Origin of the sequence: Lelliottia sp. AC1, assembly GCF_023278595.1 — a bacterium.
Taxonomy (GTDB): Bacteria; Pseudomonadota; Gammaproteobacteria; order Enterobacterales; family Enterobacteriaceae; genus Enterobacter; species Enterobacter nimipressuralis.
In genome coordinates this window covers 4,027,490-4,045,663 of the sequence record NZ_CP025699.1, presented here as the reverse complement: position 1 = coordinate 4,045,663, position 18,174 = coordinate 4,027,490, and the positions used below count along the sequence as shown (strand labels likewise).

At 55.8% G+C, this 18,174-nt stretch carries 18 protein-coding genes; 13 read left to right on the top strand and 5 right to left on the bottom strand.

Annotated elements, in window-relative coordinates:
• Positions 1-283: 283 nt before the first annotated feature.
• The 4 genes from hslO to C0560_RS19295 all read right to left on the bottom strand — a co-directional run bounded on the left by hslO (position 284) and on the right by C0560_RS19295 (position 4,470).
• Positions 284-1,162, bottom strand: a complete 879-nt coding sequence (gene hslO, locus C0560_RS19310) for an Hsp33 family molecular chaperone HslO (RefSeq protein WP_100778598.1) — start codon at positions 1,160-1,162, stop codon at positions 284-286.
• Positions 1,163-1,185: 23 nt separating this feature from the next.
• Entirely contained in the window at positions 1,186-1,587 is a 402-nt protein-coding gene (hslR, locus tag C0560_RS19305) for a ribosome-associated heat shock protein Hsp15 (RefSeq protein WP_100778599.1), read from the bottom strand.
• A complete protein-coding gene (yrfG, locus tag C0560_RS19300) occupies positions 1,584-2,267 on the bottom strand; it encodes a GMP/IMP nucleotidase (RefSeq protein WP_102105332.1) in 684 nt (227 codons plus the stop codon). The genes hslR and yrfG overlap by 4 nt, the downstream gene beginning before the upstream one ends.
• A 64-nt stretch (positions 2,268-2,331) precedes the next feature.
• Positions 2,332-4,470, bottom strand: a complete 2,139-nt coding sequence (locus C0560_RS19295; RefSeq protein ID WP_100778601.1) for an intracellular growth attenuator family protein — start codon at positions 4,468-4,470, stop codon at positions 2,332-2,334.
• Between the two features lie 321 nt (positions 4,471-4,791).
• Here C0560_RS19295 and nudE point away from each other — a divergent pair, with 321 nt between their 5' ends.
• Positions 4,792-5,352 (top strand): ADP compounds hydrolase NudE, encoded by a 561-nt coding sequence (gene nudE, locus C0560_RS19290; protein ID WP_100778602.1) that lies wholly within the window; start codon positions 4,792-4,794, stop codon positions 5,350-5,352.
• Between the two features lie 87 nt (positions 5,353-5,439).
• Here the strand turns inward: nudE and mrcA are convergent, their stop codons facing one another.
• The gene (gene mrcA / locus C0560_RS19285) at positions 5,440-7,992 is read right to left on the bottom strand and encodes a peptidoglycan glycosyltransferase/peptidoglycan DD-transpeptidase MrcA (protein WP_100778603.1); all 2,553 of its coding nucleotides are present in this window, start codon (positions 7,990-7,992) and stop codon (positions 5,440-5,442) included.
• Between the two features lie 119 nt (positions 7,993-8,111).
• Here mrcA and C0560_RS19280 point away from each other — a divergent pair, with 119 nt between their 5' ends.
• The 12 genes from C0560_RS19280 to trpS all read left to right on the top strand — a co-directional run bounded on the left by C0560_RS19280 (position 8,112) and on the right by trpS (position 18,109).
• Entirely contained in the window at positions 8,112-8,894 is a 783-nt protein-coding gene (locus C0560_RS19280) for a DNA utilization protein HofM (RefSeq protein ID WP_248859257.1), read from the top strand.
• Positions 8,891-9,409, top strand: coding sequence for a PilN domain-containing protein (locus tag C0560_RS19275; protein WP_123429787.1), 519 nt, complete (start codon positions 8,891-8,893; stop codon positions 9,407-9,409). The genes C0560_RS19280 and C0560_RS19275 overlap by 4 nt, the downstream gene beginning before the upstream one ends.
• A 3-nt stretch (positions 9,410-9,412) precedes the next feature.
• The gene (locus C0560_RS19270) at positions 9,413-9,874 is read left to right on the top strand and encodes a DNA utilization protein HofO (RefSeq protein ID WP_248859255.1); all 462 of its coding nucleotides are present in this window, start codon (positions 9,413-9,415) and stop codon (positions 9,872-9,874) included.
• Positions 9,864-10,268 (top strand): HofP DNA utilization family protein, encoded by a 405-nt coding sequence (locus C0560_RS19265; protein WP_248859253.1) that lies wholly within the window; start codon positions 9,864-9,866, stop codon positions 10,266-10,268. Before C0560_RS19270 ends, C0560_RS19265 begins: the two co-directional genes overlap by 11 nt.
• Positions 10,177-11,418, top strand: coding sequence for a DNA uptake porin HofQ (hofQ, locus tag C0560_RS19260; protein WP_248859251.1), 1,242 nt, complete (start codon positions 10,177-10,179; stop codon positions 11,416-11,418). Before C0560_RS19265 ends, hofQ begins: the two co-directional genes overlap by 92 nt.
• A gap of 297 nt (positions 11,419-11,715) precedes the next feature.
• Entirely contained in the window at positions 11,716-12,237 is a 522-nt protein-coding gene (aroK, locus tag C0560_RS19255) for a shikimate kinase AroK (protein WP_010436374.1), read from the top strand.
• 57 nt (positions 12,238-12,294) lie between these two features.
• Positions 12,295-13,383, top strand: coding sequence for a 3-dehydroquinate synthase (gene aroB, locus C0560_RS19250; protein WP_100778610.1), 1,089 nt, complete (start codon positions 12,295-12,297; stop codon positions 13,381-13,383).
• A 92-nt stretch (positions 13,384-13,475) separates the two neighbouring features.
• Positions 13,476-14,756, top strand: coding sequence for a cell division protein DamX (gene damX / locus C0560_RS19245; protein ID WP_248859250.1), 1,281 nt, complete (start codon positions 13,476-13,478; stop codon positions 14,754-14,756).
• A 67-nt stretch (positions 14,757-14,823) separates the two neighbouring features.
• Positions 14,824-15,639 carry an adenine-specific DNA-methyltransferase gene (dam, locus tag C0560_RS19240; RefSeq protein ID WP_100778612.1) on the top strand — a complete coding sequence of 272 codons (816 nt, stop codon included), beginning with the start codon at positions 14,824-14,826 and terminating at the stop codon, positions 15,637-15,639.
• A 41-nt stretch (positions 15,640-15,680) separates the two neighbouring features.
• Positions 15,681-16,358: a ribulose-phosphate 3-epimerase gene (gene rpe, locus C0560_RS19235; protein WP_100778613.1), complete on the top strand. Its 678-nt coding sequence runs from the start codon at positions 15,681-15,683 to the stop codon at positions 16,356-16,358.
• Positions 16,351-17,112 carry a phosphoglycolate phosphatase gene (gene gph / locus C0560_RS19230; RefSeq protein ID WP_100778614.1) on the top strand — a complete coding sequence of 254 codons (762 nt, stop codon included), beginning with the start codon at positions 16,351-16,353 and terminating at the stop codon, positions 17,110-17,112. The genes rpe and gph overlap by 8 nt, the downstream gene beginning before the upstream one ends.
• Positions 17,105-18,109 (top strand): tryptophan--tRNA ligase, encoded by a 1,005-nt coding sequence (gene trpS / locus C0560_RS19225; RefSeq protein ID WP_100778615.1) that lies wholly within the window; start codon positions 17,105-17,107, stop codon positions 18,107-18,109. Before gph ends, trpS begins: the two co-directional genes overlap by 8 nt.
• Positions 18,110-18,174: the final 65 nt, after the last annotated feature.

Genomic DNA, 18,174 nt, shown 5'->3' with positions numbered 1-18,174 from the left:
CTTAGGATGTTAACCGCGACGGGGCTCATAGATTTACGTATCTGGACAAAACCCTTCCTGACGGAAAACGCTGTGACTCCTGTCACGAAGCAGGGCGGATTATCGCAGGATTCGCTTTTTTGTGGGGGGAAATGTTCTCAAAAGGTTAAATGATGGAGTATTTAACCGGAAGAATGTGAATGTAATCGCATACATGTAAGAAAGTTACGTAAGGATTACATTACGAAAAACGATTCAGCTTAAAAGGGAGTTTTCCCCCTCACCGGGCGTGAGGGGGAGGGCATCAATGAACCTGCGGATCCGCCGGGGAGGCGTTGTTGCGGATCTCGGCGATATCCATCGAGTTGAACACGTAGTGAGAACCACAGTAATCACAGTTCATATCGATTTCGCCATCTTCAGCCATGATGCTGTCGATCTCTTCATCCGGCAGAGTACGCAGCGCGCCTGCGCAACGTTCACGGGAACAGGTGCATTTGAACTCCACGTCCTGCGGATCGTAAAGCGTCACCTCTTCTTCGTGGTACAGACGCCACAGCACTTCATTCGCAGGCAGCGTAAACAGCTCTTCTGCTTTGATGGTTTCGGTCAGTGTCGCCAGATGCTCGAAATCGTTGCCCTGCGCATTTTGAGCAGGCAGAACCTGCAGGAGCATACCGCCCGCCGCCAGTTGACCGTCCACTTCACCGGTGCGGATAAACAGGCGCGTTGGCAGCTGTTCGGAACGCAGGAAGTAATCTTCCAGGCACGCGGCCAGCGTATCACCTTCCAGACCCACCACACCCTGATAGCGCTCGCCTTCTTCTGGCGTAATGGTAATCACCAGGAAACCGTTGCCGACCAGCGTTTTCAAATCAGCACCTTCCGGCACCTCACCCTGCACGCGCGCCACACCGCGCATCTGCTGCTGGTTATTGCCGTTGATCACCGCCAGGGTCATCGGGCCGTCGCCCTGCAGCTGCACGGTGATATCCCCTGCAAACTTCAGCGTCGCTGTCAGCAGGCTGGTCGCCACCAGCAGTTCGCCAAGGATGTTTTTCACCGGCTGAGGATAGCTGTGGTTTTCGAGGATCTGTTTCCAGGTTTCGGATACCGTCACCAGCTCGCCGCGAACGGCAAATTGCTCAAACAGATAGCGATGTAATTGGTCGTGTTGGGACATAATTTTCTCTCTTTAAACGGCGATTACTCGTGTTCGCCGTGTTTAAATTTCATCAGATCGCGACGTTCTTTTTTATCCGGTCGCCTGTCCGGATGCGGCATGGTGAGGGCATTCATCTTGCGAGCCAGCGCCACTTTCTCGCGCTTTTCAACGCTTTCTGCCGTCTCTTCATACATCAGAACCGCTTCGGCAGCCGGGCGACGATGCTCGGTAACGGCTTTGACGATCACCGTGCGTTCATCGTTCCCCTGGCGCAGGGTCAGGGTGGCATTCAGTTCGACAAGTTTACTTGGCTTGCTGCGCTGCCCGTTGTAGTGCACCTTTCCCCCGTCGACCATTTCACGGGCCAGCGCGCGCGTTTTATAAAAACGGGCGGCCCATAGCCACTTATCCAGTCTTACCCCTTCGGAGGGTTTTTCTTTCATGGCGTCTCCTTCACGGTGAGTGAGGGGATCATTCGGCGATAGTCGTTCAGCGCCGGATGCCGCAGATAGCTTTTATCCGCCAGGCCGGAATCAGGATTCGTCACGCCCAGACAATAGCGAATACCAAATTTTGCCGCCGAATCCAGAATCGGTTCACTGTCATCAATGAACAAGGTTCTTTCGGGCTGCAAACCGGTCTCTTCCGCCACGGCCTGCCACAATCGCTGATCCTCTTTTGGATAACCAAATGTGTGGGTGGAAAGTAATAAATCAAGGTGCGACGCTAACCCGGTATGTTCGAGCTTTACCGCCAGATTGTGCGGATGCGCGTTGGTCAGCAAAATGCGTCGCTTGCCGCTCGCTTTTAGTGCATCCAGAAACGGCACTGTATCGTCGCGCAGCACCGCGTTTGGCCCCTGGGCGGTAGTCATGGCGCAGATATCCAGCCCGAGCTTTTCGCTCCAGTAATCCAGGCAGTACCAGTTTAGCGTATGCTGCACGGCGTGATACTGCTGGCGAATATAATCCTGCGCTTCTGCCGGAGTGATGCCCTGCTGCGCGCCATAAGTTTCAGGCACCAGCTTTTGCCAGAAGTGGGTATCAAATGCGAGATCGAGCAGCGTGCCGTCCATATCCAGCAGGACGGTATCAACGTCCTGCCAGGCAATATCAAGATGCATGAGGGGAACTCTCCAGCCAGAAGAAACGTGCGCGACAGGGTAGCATAACTGTCGCGCAGCGGTATTATCCGATCAGGCTGTCAGGCGCGGGGATGAGCTGCGGGTTGAGGCAGTTCTCGTAGTACTGCTGGATCTCGGCAAGACGCGTTCGCGAGCGCTGGTAGCGGCGCAGAGCGGCAATCCCGTTCCAGATAATGCACACCAGCATTGCCAGCATCAGCAGGGTGGTGCCGATATAACGCCACAATCCGGCGCTGTCCGGCATACGGTGCAGGTCAACGTGGCGCGTGCCGTTGGCGTCCGTGAAAATGCCCGTCACAATCCCTTCTGCACTGAACGGCGTTTGCATCAGCATCTGCGCCAGGCGCTGGAATTCGCCCCACTGATCCTGCGCCGGATAATCATACAGGGCCACCGGCGGGTAAGGCTGGTCGACCAAATCGCTGCCCTCGTCGCTGACAATCACAAACCCACCCGGTGCCGGGCTGTTTAACGCCTGGGCCGCGCGGGTGGTTTCCCGCATCACAAACGGTGCGGTGGAGGTGGTCACCAGATTCTCAAGCGATTCGGCACTCACCGGGCGCAGCAGAACGTTCACGCCATCGAGACGCCCTGCGTCAGCGCGTTTCACCAGCGCTTCCCAGTCTTTGCTGTTCCCGAGATTCACCAGCGCGTTTTTGAGACGTACACACTCATCTTCCGCAGAGCATAAATCCTGGGTTTTCATCACGATGTCGCCAAAATCATCCAGCAGCACCATTCCGGATTTCTGAATCGCGGCGCGCAGGGACTGGCTTACACGGGAGTTGTCTTCCGGCTTTGGATGAAGCTGGCGGCTCAGCGCCTGCGTCAGGGCTGTCGCTTTGCTGACCGTGTCTGATTCCGGCAGCGGCAGCGGTGGGGCGTCGTTCCAGATGATTTGTGAGCAATCAAACGGCGTAAACGGTGAATTCTGCCGCGTGTTCCAGGTGCCAGGCGCATGGATATTACACATGCCCGTTCCTTTCAGCTTCAGCGTATCACCCACGCGCACACCGGCCTCTTCCAGCTGATTAACGCTGGTGGCTTCAATGGTTTGTGCGCCTTTGATCCAGGAAAGAGTGAATTTGATTGGCATATCGAGCGGCACCAGCAAAATCAGCATCGCCAGCACCAGCGCAGCGCCACCGGCGATGACGGTACTGCGCAGCCAGTGCTGCAGCGGGAAGTTTTTCACTTCATCATGAAGCGATAAGAAACGGCCCTGACGCACGACGTGGCGGTCGAGGTAAATATCGATATCGGTTTTCTGCCCTAAATCCTGGGCGATCCACGGCTGCCAGTGGCGGGGATAGATCAGGTCGATAATCCCGAGCGAAATGTTGTTGATATGCTCCTGATCGTTCTCGCCGAACAGGCCCCAGCGCTTTGGCGTACCGCGCAGGCAGTGGATCTCACGCAGCGCGGTTTTGGCCGGTTTCGCGAACAATCCCCACAGGCCTGCGGCCAGCAGCAGAACGGCGCCGCCCGCGAGCCACGGTGCGAAGACGTCAGGCGTCATCAGGCAGAAGAAAAAGAGCAGGAAGGCAGCGACAATAAGGACCGCTTCACGAATGCCGTCCGGGCGGCTGAGGGCGTACTCTTCGTGGGTTTCCTGGCGAATATTCAGCAGTTCGATCTGCTCGGTCTCTTCGCCGCGAATGGAGGCCTGCGTGCCGCTGGTGCGTTCCAGCGCAAAGCGCGGCGCTTCCTGAACATATTCGCTCAGTGTATGGCCATTCAGGGCAATCACCAGCGGGATGGAATCCGTATGGATCAGCTCAACGCTATTTTCGTCATTAATATATTGTTCCCAGAACGGCGGCAGATGCACCTCGACGGAGTCGAGATAGTAGCGCCATTTATTGGGATCGTCGGTGTTAATGCCGTAGCGGGTGATCGAGCGCGTCACGCAGAGCACAGTATCGCTTTGCGCGTTCAGCGTCAGGGAGATGGGCGCGGTGCTGGCGCCGGTCGGGCCTGGCGTCTGCAGGACACGGTTCAACGTATCGAGGTAATTTTCAATCGCGCTGCGCTCTTCAGGTGCGAGTTTGCGCGTGGTGGCTCCGGCAAAGGCGTTTAAAAAAGGCAGACGGTATTGCCGTTGTGCCCGACGCCTGAATAACCACCCTGCGAGCAATGCGCAGGCCAGCATAGCAACGAAAATTATTAGAATGGTGCTCATGCTTTCCCCATCTTACTTATCTTCAGGTGTTGTCAGTTGCACCCTTTACCGTGAATGAGTCTCTGTGGTTGGCTATCGGCAAGTATGGAGTCGAACTTGAGCGTTTTGAAGCGCATCCCAGTGACCGGAGATAATAGCAAAGGCAGCGAAGGCGGGATATCAGCAAATTCCTGGAGTTATTTCAACCTCTTGACTTTTGTTGTGAAATGAGGATTAACTCACGATACGTTGCAAAAATGTAAATAAAGAGCGATTGACATTGCCGAAACCGTGCGGCGTATCGCACAATGCACTCAGTTCACACAGCAAAGACCCATCAAGATGAGCAAACCCTTACAAAAGCCCACCATTCTGAATGTTGAAACCGTCGCCAAATCACGCCTGTTTACGGTGGAAAGTGTCGACCTGGAGTTCAGCAACGGCGTGCGTCGCGTATATGAACGTATGCGTCCCTCCACGCGCGAGGCGGTGATGATCATCCCCATTGTGGACGATCACCTGATCCTGATCCACGAATATGCGGTGGGCACAGAATCCTATGAGCTGGGTTTCTCGAAAGGGCTTATCGATCCCGGTGAAACCGTTTTTGAAGCGGCGAATCGCGAGCTGAAAGAGGAAGTGGGTTTTGGCGCGAAAGATCTGACGTTTTTGAAAAAGCTGAGCATGGCGCCGTCCTATTTCTCCAGCAAAATGAATATCGTGCTGGCAGAAGATCTCTATCCGGAGAAGCTGGAAGGGGATGAGCCTGAGCCGCTGCCGCAGGTGCGCTGGCCACTGGCGCATCTGATGGATCTGCTGGAAGAACCCGATTTTAACGAAGCGCGTAACGTGAGTGCGCTGTTCCTGGTGAGGGAATGGCTGAAAGGACAGGGTCGGCTGTAGCGCGTAAAAAAGCCGGGTGGTATTACCTTACCCGGCCTGGATTGTTAAAAACGGCAGCCCCAGGGCTGCCGTTTTGCATTTTACTTCTTAGAACAACTCGTGCGTCTCGCCGTTATCGATAAGCTCGGTTCCCACCTCATGCACTGCCTGTGTGGTCGGCTGCGTGCCTTCGATGAAATACTCTGCCCGGCTGTTACCACCGTTCGCTAACTGACCGGTGCTGCGATCGATATTCACCGTCACGATACCTGGCGGAGGGGTAAGCGGCTGCTCTGGTACGCCCTCAAGAACTGCTTTCATGTAAGCGTCCCAGGCTGGCTGCGCACTCTTCGCTCCGCCTTCGTAACCCGAAATCTGGTCTTTAATCGCGCCGGATGCCGTCGTGCGACCTAAATCGCGGCGGTGATCGTCAAAACCGATCCACACGGAGGTCACCACGCCCGGGCCGTAACCCGAGAACCAGGCGTCTTTCGAGCTGTTGGTGGTGCCGGTTTTACCGCCGATATCGTGGCGCTGCAAATCACGCCCCGCACGCCAGCCCGTACCCTGCCAGCCCGGTTCCCCAAAGATGTTAGTGTTCAGCGCGCTTTTGATCAGGAACGACAGCGGCGTGTTGATCACGTGCGGTGCATACTCCTGCGCGCCGCTTTGGGCGACCAGCGCCTGGTTTGCCTGCTCAAGCTGCGGCTGCGGAACGACGGCGTTTTGCTGCTCCTGCGACTGAGCAACGTCTTCCATATCTTTGTTATCCAGCACGTTTGATTTTGGCGTATCGCCATAAATCACCGGAATATCGCACTCCGGACAGGCGATTTTCGGTTTCGCCTCAAACAGCACGCCGCCCTGATCGTTTTCAATCTTGCTGATGAAATATGGGTCGACCAGGAAGCCGCCGTTAGCCATCACGGAGTAACCGCGTGCCACCTGTAATGGCGTAAAGGAGGCGGAGCCGAGGGCCAGCGATTCCGTATGCACAATATTTTGCGCCGGGAAGCCGAAGCGCTGCAGGTACTCTGCCGCGTAATCGACGCCCATTGCGCGCATCGCGCGAACCATCACCACGTTTTTGGACTGCCCCAGACCCTGGCGTAAACGGATAGGGCCTGAATATTCCGGCGGGGAGTTTTTCGGCTGCCAGTCGGAACCGGCACCCGCATCCCAGCGTGAAATCGGTACGTCGTTGAGGATACTCGCCAGCGTCAGACCTTTATCCATCGCTGCGGTATACAGGAACGGTTTGATGTTCGAGCCGACCTGGCGCAGCGCCTGCGTCGCACGGTTGAATTTGCTCTGGTTGAAATCAAAGCCGCCAACCAGCGCCATCACGGCACCGTTTTGCGGATTGATCGACACCAGCGCGGAGTTCACGTCGGGAACCTGCGCCAGCCACCAGGCGTCGTTCACCTGACGCACCCAGATTTGCTGTCCGGTTTGCACTGCATCGGTCACTTTACGCGGCGTCGGGCCTTGCGCTGTATCAGAGCGATACGGACGCGCCCAGCGGATACCGTCCATGCGCAGCGACACGGAGGTGCCGTCGGCCATCATCGCGGTGGCTTCCTGCGGATCGGCACGGGTGACGACTGCCGGTAACAGCGGCCCATAGGTCGGCAGCGTTTTCAGGGAGTCGATGATTTTTTTGCTGTCCCATGCGCTTTCGCCCACTTTCCACAGCACGTTCGACGGGCCACGGTAGCCGTGACGCATGTCGTAATCCATCACGTTGTTACGCACCGCCTGCTGTGCCGCCTGCTGCACTTTGCGGGTGATGGTAGTGGTGATCCGGTAGCCATCTTCATACGCCTGCTCGCCGTAACGGCTGACCATCTCCTGTCGAACCATTTCAGTCAGATAGGGGGCAGAGAAGGCGATTTCCGGCGCGTGATAGTTGGCGTCGATGGCGTCGTTGCGCGCCTGATCGTACTCAGTCTGGCTGATGTAGCCTTCGCTCAGCATGCGCGACAACACCACGTTACGACGCGCAGTGGCGCGGTTGAGGGAGTAGAGCGGGTTGAACGTTGACGGCGCTTTCGGCAGACCGGCAATGGTCGCCATCTCGCTTAAGGTCAACTGATCGACAGGTTTACCGAAATAGACCTGCGCTGCTGCACCTACGCCATAGGCGCGATAGCCCAGATAGATCTTGTTGAGGTAAAGCTCGAGGATCTCGTCTTTGCTCAGCAGTTGCTCGATGCGAATGGCAAGAAACACCTCTTTGATCTTACGCGTCAGGGTTTTTTCCGGGCTGAGGAAGAAGTTACGCGCCAGCTGCTGCGTGATGGTACTCGCCCCCTGAGAGGCACGACCAGAGAACAGCGCGACGCTGGCGGCACGGAAAATCCCCACCGGATCGACGCCATGGTGTTCGTAAAAACGGCTGTCTTCCGTGGCGATAAAGGCTTTCACCATCACCGGCGGAATCTGGTTAAGGGTCAGCGGGATACGTCGTTTTTCGCCGTACTGGGCGATCAACTCGCCATCGGCGCTATAGACCTGCATTGGGATCTGGAGTCGCACATCACGCAGTGTGGCGACATCGGGTAGTTGCGGCTCAATATATTTGTACAAACCATAAATCGAGCCTGCTCCCAGCAGAATGCAACAGACTGCAAGGATCAATAAATACTTTACGAACTTCACTGGAGATTTCCCATTTAGTTTCACTTGGGCAGTTTCTAAACAATCGCGCGGTAGTATAAAGGCAAGCCTGAAGCATTGATAGAGCCGTCACCTGACGGGCGATAAGGAGATCGTGAAGTATGGCTTTCAAAACGTGGCGAACAGGTTTTCATCTTCAACAAGATAGCGTTCTGGCTGTCTCAGTCACCCAGGAGCGCACCGGGTGGTGTCTGCGCCGCTGGTGGCGTATCCCGCTACCAGCGGGAATTATCCGCGACGGGAAAATTATCCAGCCGGAACAACTGGTTGCGGCGCTGAGGGACTGGAGTCAGGCACTGCCCCATTATCACCGCCTGTTTATCGCATTTCCGGCCGCCCGCACGCTGCAAAAGACGCTGTCTGCTCCGGCGCTGACGTTACGCGACAGTGAACAGGCGTTGTGGATTGCCTCAGCGATCTCCCGTGAACTGGAAATGCCGCCAGAAGCGCTGTGCTTTGACTATACGCAAGACACCTTTAGCCGTGCCTTTCACGTGACAGCCGCACAAAACCAGGAGGTGGCGGCGCTGTTAACGCTCGGGGAGTCGTTGCGTCTGCATGTGGCGGCGATTACGCCCGACGCTGCGGCGCTGGCGAATCTCCTGCCGCTTCTTGACCCTCCCGCGCAGTGCGTGGCGTGGTGCGATGGCCAGCACTGGCTATGGTCGATGCGTCACCAGTGGGGGCGAAAACGCGCGGATGAGGCGAAAGATGTGGCCGAGCTGGCGGCCCTGTTAGCGCTCAGCCCTGAGGATATCGCGCTCTTCGACGCCGCAGCGCGTGATCCCTTTAGCCTGCTGGCACGTTCCCAGCCGCCGCTGCCTGAATGTGGCGCGGATTTTACCGTTGCTCTGGCCCTCGCGATGGGAGAACTCTTCGAGTGACAACGACTAACTTTTTGCCGTGGCGCCATCAACAACAGCACGCCTGCTGGCGTTTTTGGGTATGGCTTTTTGCAGGCTCCGGTCTGGTTTCTCTTGCCGTGATGATAAACCTGCGAACTGGCGATGGGCTTAAGGTGCGGGCGCTGGAGGCGCATCTGGCGGGTGAGCGCGTGATTCAACAAAAACTGCACGCCCATCGCGCACAGTGGCAGGCGCAGCAGAAAGCGCACCCGCAAACCCTGCAAGCTGGCGTACAGCGCGCGAAAACACAGGCCTGGCAATCATCGTTGGTTTCACTGGCATCAAAGATGCCGGAGCAGGCGTGGCTGACACAGCTTCAGTACCAGAAGCCTCGGCTAATGTTGACGGGGTTTGCCGCGACACCCGTCGCGCTTTCTGCACTGGCGGCGTCGCTCAGGCAACTGCCGGGTTTTATTCTCGGGCCTGCGGGTGAAATGCAGCAGGACGCTGAGGGACGCTGGACGTTCAGTTTTACCCTCACGAGTCAGGGGTGAACCGTGCGCCTCTTTTATGAACGTTGGTATGAATTTCTACCGCGCACGCGCCTGTTCTGCTGGAGCCTTTTTACCGTCGCTGTACTGCTGGGTGCCTGGCTGCTGTTGGTGCGACCGGTTATTCAGCAGCTGACACAGCTTGAGGCAAAGCGAAGTCAGGCTGGCGCAGAGCGCGCTGAATTATGGGCGAGTGAAGCGCAGCCACATCCGGTTTTGGCTGCGCCTGTGATCCCCGCGTCGCTGCTGTTTTCTCCACTGGATTTTCAAACCGACGGCGTGCGGCTGGTGCGCTGGCTGCCTGGCGCGAAGGGAGGTGAATTAACGCTGAAAGTAGACTGGGCGCAGATTCCGGCCTTGTTTGAGCGGCTTGCGCAGCGTGGGATGGGAGTGAGCGGGTTTTCCGTCAAGCCGGAGGAGACGCGGTTACAGCTGGTTTTGCAGGTGGAGAACACCGATGCGAACTGAGCTGCGCTGTCTGATTTTGTGTTCACTGGCGCTGCTCACCGGCATGCGTGACCCCTTTCGCCCGCCGGACGATCGCTGTGCCACAGGGACATTAGCGCGCTGGCGCTATCAGGGGATGATCCAGAGCGGAAGTGCTGTGGGTATCGTCAAGGATGAAGAGGAGCGCTGGCATCGCATACGGCAGGGCGAACGACTGCCAGCGGGCTGGCAGGTGCTGACATTCAATGAAACGGAAATGGTCGTCGGGCTTGGCGAGGGATGCGAGCCGAAAGCGTGGCGATGGCAACGAGAGGGAACGAAGAATGAAACGACTCAGGAGAATCATCCTGCTGATGATGCTCAGCATGCCGACATGGGCCGCAGTGCCAAAACCCGTCACTCTGGCGGTGGATGACGTACCCGTGGTGCAGATTTTACAGTCACTGGTGGAGCTTGAGGGCCGTAATCTGATTGTTGCACCGGACGTGAAAGGCGCGCTTTCGCTGCATCTCACCCATGTGCCGTGGCGGCAGGCGCTGCACATCGTCGTGACCAGCGCCGGACTGGTGCTGCGCGAAGAGGGCGGTATTTTCTATGTCAACACTGCTGCAGGGCAACATGAGCAGCAGACGCGAAAAGAGGAGGAGCTGGCACAGCAGAAACTGAATGTGCCGCTCTCCTCGCGCGCGCTCTCTTTAGCCTACGCGGATGTCACCGAGCTGCAAAAAGCGGCAGAAAAACAGCTCAGCCCCAAGGGCAGTCTCTCCGTGGATAAACGCACCAACCGCCTGCTGGTGCGGGATATCCCCGTGGTACTCGATTCTCTGGAGCACTGGGTCGAACAGATGGACCTGCCCGTGGCGCAGGTGGAACTCGCCGCCCATATCGTCACCATCAATGAAAAAAGCCTGCGTGAACTGGGGGTGAAGTGGAATCTGGCGGAGGCGCAGAGTGCCGGTTCACCGGGACAAGTCACCACGCTGGGTGCCGATTTGTCAGTGGCGAGCGCCACAACGCACGTCGGATTTAATATTGGACGGATCGACGGCAGGCTGTTGGATCTGGAGCTGTCGGCACTGGAGCAAAAGCAGCAGCTGGAGATCATCGCCAGCCCACGGCTATTGGCGTCGCATATGCAGCCTGCCAGTATCAAACAGGGCAGTGAAATTCCGTATCAGGTGTCCAGTGGTGAGAGCGGGGCGACATCGGTGGAGTTTAAAGAGGCGGTGCTGGGGATGGAAGTGACGCCCGTGGTGCTTCCAAATGGCCGCGTGCGATTAAAGTTACACATTAGCGAAAACATGCCTGGCCAGGTTTTACAGCAGGCCGATGGCGAAACCCTGGCGATTGATAAACAGGAAATCGAAACGCAGGTAGAAGTAAAAAGCGGTGAAACACTCGCGCTGGGTGGAATTTTCTCGCAAAAGAATAAAACGGGCAGTGACAGTATTCCGGGTCTCGGTGGACTTCCCTGGGTGGGGCAACTCTTTCGCCACGACGGCAAGGATAACGAGCGGCGCGAGCTGGTGGTCTTCATCACACCGCGTCTGATTAGTATTCAATAATGGAAACGATCCCCGCGAGGATTTTGCAGCCAGTTTGTTGCAGATGTTTGACGTGGGGCATGAATTAGCATACAAGGAGTACCGATTTGAGTTTCAGCTTCTCCTAATCTTACCTCTTGTTGCTTTAAGCATCTGGCGTGGTGATTTAATCAGTTGCCAAACAAGCAGGACTACTGAGATAATTTTTAGTCTGACTCTCGCACTATCGCATATGAGGTTTCAGTTCATGTCCTGCTACGCTGAGTGTCTGCGAAGCGGGGATTACCATTAACGAATAGTCTTAGTAGTACCGAAAAAATGGCAGAGAAACGCAATATCTTTCTGGTTGGGCCTATGGGTGCCGGCAAAAGCACTATTGGGCGCCAGTTGGCTCAACAACTCAATATGGAATTTTACGATTCTGATCAAGAGATTGAGAAACGAACCGGAGCTGATGTGGGCTGGGTCTTCGATGTAGAAGGCGAAGAAGGTTTCCGTGACCGTGAAGAAAAAGTTATCAATGAACTTACGGAAAAACAGGGCATCGTGCTGGCAACGGGCGGTGGTTCTGTAAAATCTCGCGAAACTCGTAACCGTCTCTCCGCCCGCGGCGTTGTGGTCTATCTTGAGACGACCATCGAAAAACAGCTGGCACGGACGCAGCGCGATAAAAAGCGCCCGTTACTGCAAGTTGAAACGCCTCCACGTGAAGTTCTGGAAGCATTGGCCGGTGAGCGCAATCCACTGTACGAAGAGATTGCTGATGTAACCATTCGTACCGACGATCAGAGCGCTAAAGTGGTTGCAAACCAGATTATTCATATGCTGGAAAGCAACTGATTCTGGCTTTATATACACTCGCCCACGGGTATAAGCATTTAAGGTGGATGTCGCGTCATGGAGAGGATTACAGTTACTCTCGGGGAACGTAGTTACCCTATCACCATCGCGGCTGGCTTGTTTAACGATCCAGCTTCCTTCTTACCACTGAAAGCGGGTGATCAGGCAATGCTGGTCACCAACGAGACTCTGGCTCCGCTTTATCTCGACAAGATTCGTCATCTGCTGGAACAGGCAGGCGTGAAGGTCGACAGTGTGATTCTGCCTGATGGCGAGCAGTATAAAAGCCTGGCGGTACTCGATACCGTCTTCACCGCATTACTGCAAAAACCGCATGGTCGCGATACGACACTACTTGCCCTGGGCGGTGGTGTTGTTGGCGATCTGACGGGGTTTGCTGCGGCAAGTTATCAACGTGGTGTTCGTTTTATTCAAATTCCTACCACGTTACTCTCGCAAGTCGACTCCTCAGTTGGCGGCAAAACGGCCGTCAATCATCCGCTTGGCAAAAACATGATTGGCGCGTTCTACCAGCCCGCTTCGGTGGTGGTGGATCTCGACTGTCTGAAAACCCTGCCTAAACGCGAACTGGCGTCAGGCCTTGCTGAAGTGATCAAATACGGCATTATTCTTGACGGTGAGTTCTTCACCTGGCTGGAAGAGAACATGGATGCGCTGCTTAACCTTGACGGTCAGGCACTGGCGTATTGCATCCGCCGTTGTTGTGAGCTGAAAGCAGAAGTCGTTGCAGCGGACGAGCGGGAAACCGGCTTACGTGCTTTACTGAATCTGGGGCATACGTACGGTCACGCGATTGAAGCCGAAATGGGCTACGGCAACTGGCTTCATGGTGAAGCGGTCGCTGCAGGCATGGTCATGGCTGCTCGCACCTCCGAACGTCTGGGTCAGTTCACGAAAGAAGAGACTCAACGCATCATCACGCTGCTGGAGCGCGCGGGTTTACCCGTGACGGGACCACGCGAGATGTCTTCGCAAGCGTATTTACCCCACATGATGCGTGATAAAAAAGTATTGGCTGGCGAGATGCGTTTAGTCCTCCCGCTGGCAATAGGGAAGAGTGAAGTGCGCGGCGGAGTGTCGCACGAAGTGGTTCTTGGCGCGATTGCTGATTGCCAGCAGGCGTAACAACTAGAAAGGTCTGGCTACTGTCAAAGGTGGCTATTTAGATTCAGGTGCAATGCAACGTCGTAAGCATGAGCCTTTGAGTGGGGTGTTAAATGGATGAATTCAAACCAGAAGACGAGCTGAAACCCGATCCCAGCGATCGTCGTACTGGTCGTTCTCGTCAATCTTCAGAACGTGATAACGAGCCGCAAATCAACTTTGACGATGTTGATTTGGATGCAGACGATCGTCGTCCGTCCCGCAGCCGCAATGCGCGTGATGAGCGAGAAGAAGAAGAGGGTTATGAGTCCGAAGAAGATTCAATGGACGAAGAGCCTGTAGAGCGTCGCCCACGCAAACGTAAAGCGGCAGCCAAAAAACCGGCTTCCCGCCAGTACATCATGATGGGCCTTGGCGTGTTTGTCCTGCTGCTGCTGATTATCGGCATCGGCTCCGCGCTGAAAGCACCGTCAACAGATTCCACTGAGCAGACGCCTTCTGCCGAAAAGAGCATTAATCTTTCGGGGAATGACACTGCCGATCAGGCCAATGGTGCGCAGCCTGCGCCTGGCACAACATCTGCTGAGCAGACTGCAAATGCGACGCAGGATGTTTCTCTGCCGCCTGTCTCCTCAACGCCAACTCAGGGTCAAACGCCTGCTACGCCAGAAGGCCAGCAGCGTGTAGAAGTTCAGGGCGATCTGAATAACGCACTGACCCAACCGCAGAGTCAGGATCAGGTGAACAACGTAGTGGCTAACTCTACGCTGCCAACCGAGCCTGCAACGGTAGCACCGATTCGTGGTGGCGCGGCTCAACCGCAAACCGCAGCAACGGAAACCAAACCGCGTCAGACTCAGACCCAGACTGCGCCTCGACCAGAGCGCAAACAGGCTGTCATTGAGCCGAAGCGTGAAACCAAACCGCAGACGGTTGCGAAAGCGCCAGAAGCGAAACCTGTTGCACAGCCTAAGCAGACCGAAACCGCAGCCGTGAAAGCGCCTGCTGCGACGACGACTGCACCGAAGGCCACGACCTCAACGCCAGCAGCCACGCCTGCGCCAGCCGCGACGGCAACGGCCAGCGCTGCAGCCACGGGTAAATCTACGGGCAACGTGGGTTCGCTGAAATCAGCGCCTTCCAGCAACTACACGCTTCAGTTGAGCAGCTCTTCCAGCTACGACAATCTGAACGGCTGGGCGAAGAAATCGAATCTGAAAAACTATGTGGTTTATCAGACGACCCGCAACGGACAACCCTGGTATGTGCTGGTGAGCGGTGTGTACGCGTCTAAAGACGAAGCGAAACGCGCAGTTGCCGCGTTACCTGCGGATGTTCAGGCGAAAAACCCGTGGGCGAAACCGATTCATCAGGTTCAGGCTGATTTGAAGTAATGGTTAAAGCGCAGGATGCTGTCGGAGCTTTTTCCACAGCCGGAGAAGGTGTAATTAGTTAGTCAGCATGAAAAAAAATCGCGCTTTTCTAAAATGGGCGGGGGGGAAATACCCCCTGCTCGACGATATTAATAAACATCTGCCGAAAGGCGAGTGTCTTATCGAGCCCTTCGTGGGCGCCGGGTCGGTGTTCCTGAACACCGACTTTTCTCGCTATATCCTTGCGGATATCAACAGCGATCTCATTACCCTCTACAACATCGTTAAAACTCAGACAGATGAGTATATCGATGCGGCGCGTCAACTCTTTACCCCAGAGAACAACAACCCGGACGCCTACTATCAGTATCGCGCCGAGTTCAACCAGAGCACGGATGCGTTCCGTCGCGCGCAGTTGTTCTTGTATCTGAACCGTCATGGCTACAATGGCCTGTGCCGGTACAACCTGAAGGGTGAATTTAACGTGCCGTTTGGCCGCTACAAGCGTCCCTACTTCCCGCTGGCCGAGCTGCAGCATTTTGCCGAAAAGGCACAGAAAGCGGAGTTCCATTGCATCTCGTATGAAAAGTGCATGGAAATGGCGAACGCAGACTCCGTGGTTTATTGCGATCCGCCTTACGCCCCGCTCTCGGCCACGGCGAATTTTACCGCCTATCACACCAACAGCTTCAGCCCGAAAGAGCAGGCTCATCTGGCTGAAATGGCGGAAAAGCTGGTCAGTAAGCAAATCACGGTGTTAATTTCGAACCATGATACGCCTGATACTCGCGAGTGGTACAAAGCGGCGAACGATCGTATTCAGCTTAAAGTGCGGCGCAGTATCAGCAGCAACGGCGGCACACGTAAAAAGGTGGACGAACTGCTGGCTCTTTATCGACCCTGAGCCGTTTCGCCCGCCGGTAACTACATTTCAAGGAGATGCGGATGAAACAGTTTTTGATTGCTCCCTCAATTCTGTCAGCCGATTTCGCCCGCCTGGGTGAAGATACGGCCAACGCCTTAGCCGCCGGTGCGGATGTGGTCCATTTCGACGTCATGGACAACCACTACGTGCCGAACCTGACCATCGGCCCGATGGTTCTGAAAGCGCTGCGTAACTACGGCATCACCGCCCCGATTGACGTTCACCTGATGGTGAAACCGGTCGATCGCATTGTGCCGGATTTTGCCGCCGCAGGGGCCAGCATCATTACCTTCCATCCCGAAGCCTCCGAGCATGTCGATCGCACGCTGCAGCTGATTAAAGAAAACGGCTGCAAAGCGGGCCTGGTGTTTAACCCGGCAACCCCGCTCAGCTACCTTGATTACGTCATGGATAAGCTGGATGTGATCCTGCTGATGTCCGTTAACCCAGGCTTTGGCGGCCAGTCCTTTATCCCGCAAACGCTGGATAAACTGCGCGAAGTACGCCGTCGTATTGATGAGTCTGGCTATGACATCCGACTGGAAGTGGACGGCGGCGTGAAGGTCAACAACATCGGCGAAATCGCGGCGGCGGGTGCGGATATGTTCGTTGCCGGCTCGGCGATTTTCGACCAACCGGATTACAAAAAAGTCATTGAAGAAATGCGCGCTGAACTGGCAAAGGTAAGTCATGGATAAGTTGAAGGCAATTCGGGGCGTCGCGTTCGACCTCGATGGCACGCTGGTCGACAGCGCGCCAGGTTTAACCAGCGCCGTGGATCAGGCGCTGTATGCGCTCGAACTGCCGATGGCAGGCGAAGATCGCGTAGTGACCTGGATCGGTAACGGCGCAGATGTGCTGATGGAACGTGCCCTGACATGGGCGCGCCAGGAGCGTGCGATTCAGCGCGCCGCGCAGGGTAAACCCGGCGTTGATCACTCGGATATCCCTCAGGACGAGCAGTTACGCGTCCTGCGTAAACTCTTCAATCGGTACTATGAAGAGACGGTGGAAGAGGGCAGCTTCCTGTTCCCGGACGTGGTGGAAACCCTTAGCGCGCTGCATTCTAACGGCCTGCCGCTGGCGCTGGTAACCAACAAGCCAACGCCGTTTGTTGCTCCGTTGCTTGAAGCGCTGGGCATCGCGAAGTACTTCTCCGTGATCGTCGGCGGTGATGACGTACAAAACAAAAAGCCGCATCCTGAGCCGATCTTACTGGTGGCAGGAAAACTGTCGTTATCGCCTGAACAGCTGCTCTTTGTCGGCGATTCGCGCAATGATATTCTGGCGGCCAAATCGGCAGGATCCCCCTCTGTCGGCCTAACCTATGGCTACAACTACGGTGAAGCCATTACGCTGAGTGAGCCGGACGTGGTGTTCGATCACTTCAAAGATTTACTGCCCGCACTCGGGCTTTCGCACAGTGAACATCAGGAATCGAAAAATGACTAAGCCCATCGTATTTAGTGGCGCACAGCCTTCAGGTGAATTGACCATTGGTAACTACATGGGTGCGTTACGTCAGTGGGTCAACATGCAGGATGATTATCACTGCATCTACTGCATCGTGGATTTACACGCGATTACCGCGCGTCAGGATCCAGAAAAACTGCGCAAAGCGACGCTGGATACGCTGGCGCTGTACCTGGCCTGTGGCATCGATCCTGAGAAAAGCACCATCTTCGTGCAGTCTCACGTGCCAGAACACGCACAGCTCGGCTGGGCGCTGAACTGCTACACCTATTTCGGTGAACTGAGCCGCATGACCCAGTTCAAAGACAAATCTGCGCGCTACTCCGAAAACATCAACGCCGGTCTGTTTGACTACCCGGTGCTGATGGCGGCAGATATTCTGCTGTACCAGACTAACCAGGTCCCGGTCGGTGAAGACCAGAAACAGCATCTGGAGCTTAGCCGTGATATCGCCCAGCGCTTCAATGCCATTTATGGTGATGTCTTTAAAGTACCAGAGCCGTTCATTCCGAAATCCGGCGCGCGCGTAATGTCTCTGCTTGAGCCGACGAAGAAGATGTCCAAGTCCGACGATAACCGCAATAACGTGATCGGCCTGCTGGAAGATCCGAAAGCGGTGGTTAAGAAGCTTAAGCGTGCAGTGACCGACTCCGACGAGCCGCCTGTTGTTCGCTACGACGTGCAGAACAAAGCGGGCGTATCAAACCTGCTGGATATTCTCTCCGGCGTGACCGGTCAGAGCATCCCTGAGCTTGAGCAGCACTTCGAAGGCAAAATGTATGGTCACCTGAAAGGGGAAGTGGCTGAGGCGGTTTCCGGCATGCTGACTGACCTGCAGGAGCGTTATCACCGTTTCCGTAACGACGAAGCGTTCCTGAACAACGTGATGCGCGACGGTGCCGATAAAGCCAGCGCTCGTGCGTCTGAAACCCTGAAAGCGGTGTATGACGCGATTGGGTTTGTAGGTAAGCCGTAAGCCGTTGCCGGGTGGTTTGACGTAGACCGGGAAAGCGCGAGCGTAACCGGCGAAACAACCGCTCT

Coding starts and splice junctions, on each gene's coding strand:
- hslO (WP_100778598.1), bottom strand. CDS start 1,162: ATGTCCCAACACGACCAATTACATCGCTATCTGTTTGAGCAATTTGCC.
- hslR (WP_100778599.1), bottom strand. CDS start 1,587: ATGAAAGAAAAACCCTCCGAAGGGGTAAGACTGGATAAGTGGCTATGG.
- yrfG (WP_102105332.1), bottom strand. CDS start 2,267: ATGCATCTTGATATTGCCTGGCAGGACGTTGATACCGTCCTGCTGGAT.
- C0560_RS19295 (WP_100778601.1), bottom strand. CDS start 4,470: ATGAGCACCATTCTAATAATTTTCGTTGCTATGCTGGCCTGCGCATTG.
- nudE (WP_100778602.1), top strand. CDS start 4,792: ATGAGCAAACCCTTACAAAAGCCCACCATTCTGAATGTTGAAACCGTC.
- C0560_RS19280 (WP_248859257.1), top strand. CDS start 8,112: ATGGCTTTCAAAACGTGGCGAACAGGTTTTCATCTTCAACAAGATAGC.
- C0560_RS19265 (WP_248859253.1), top strand. CDS start 9,864: ATGCGAACTGAGCTGCGCTGTCTGATTTTGTGTTCACTGGCGCTGCTC.
- hofQ (WP_248859251.1), top strand. CDS start 10,177: ATGAAACGACTCAGGAGAATCATCCTGCTGATGATGCTCAGCATGCCG.
- aroK (WP_010436374.1), top strand. CDS start 11,716: ATGGCAGAGAAACGCAATATCTTTCTGGTTGGGCCTATGGGTGCCGGC.
- aroB (WP_100778610.1), top strand. CDS start 12,295: ATGGAGAGGATTACAGTTACTCTCGGGGAACGTAGTTACCCTATCACC.
- damX (WP_248859250.1), top strand. CDS start 13,476: ATGGATGAATTCAAACCAGAAGACGAGCTGAAACCCGATCCCAGCGAT.
- dam (WP_100778612.1), top strand. CDS start 14,824: ATGAAAAAAAATCGCGCTTTTCTAAAATGGGCGGGGGGGAAATACCCC.
- rpe (WP_100778613.1), top strand. CDS start 15,681: ATGAAACAGTTTTTGATTGCTCCCTCAATTCTGTCAGCCGATTTCGCC.
- gph (WP_100778614.1), top strand. CDS start 16,351: ATGGATAAGTTGAAGGCAATTCGGGGCGTCGCGTTCGACCTCGATGGC.
- trpS (WP_100778615.1), top strand. CDS start 17,105: ATGACTAAGCCCATCGTATTTAGTGGCGCACAGCCTTCAGGTGAATTG.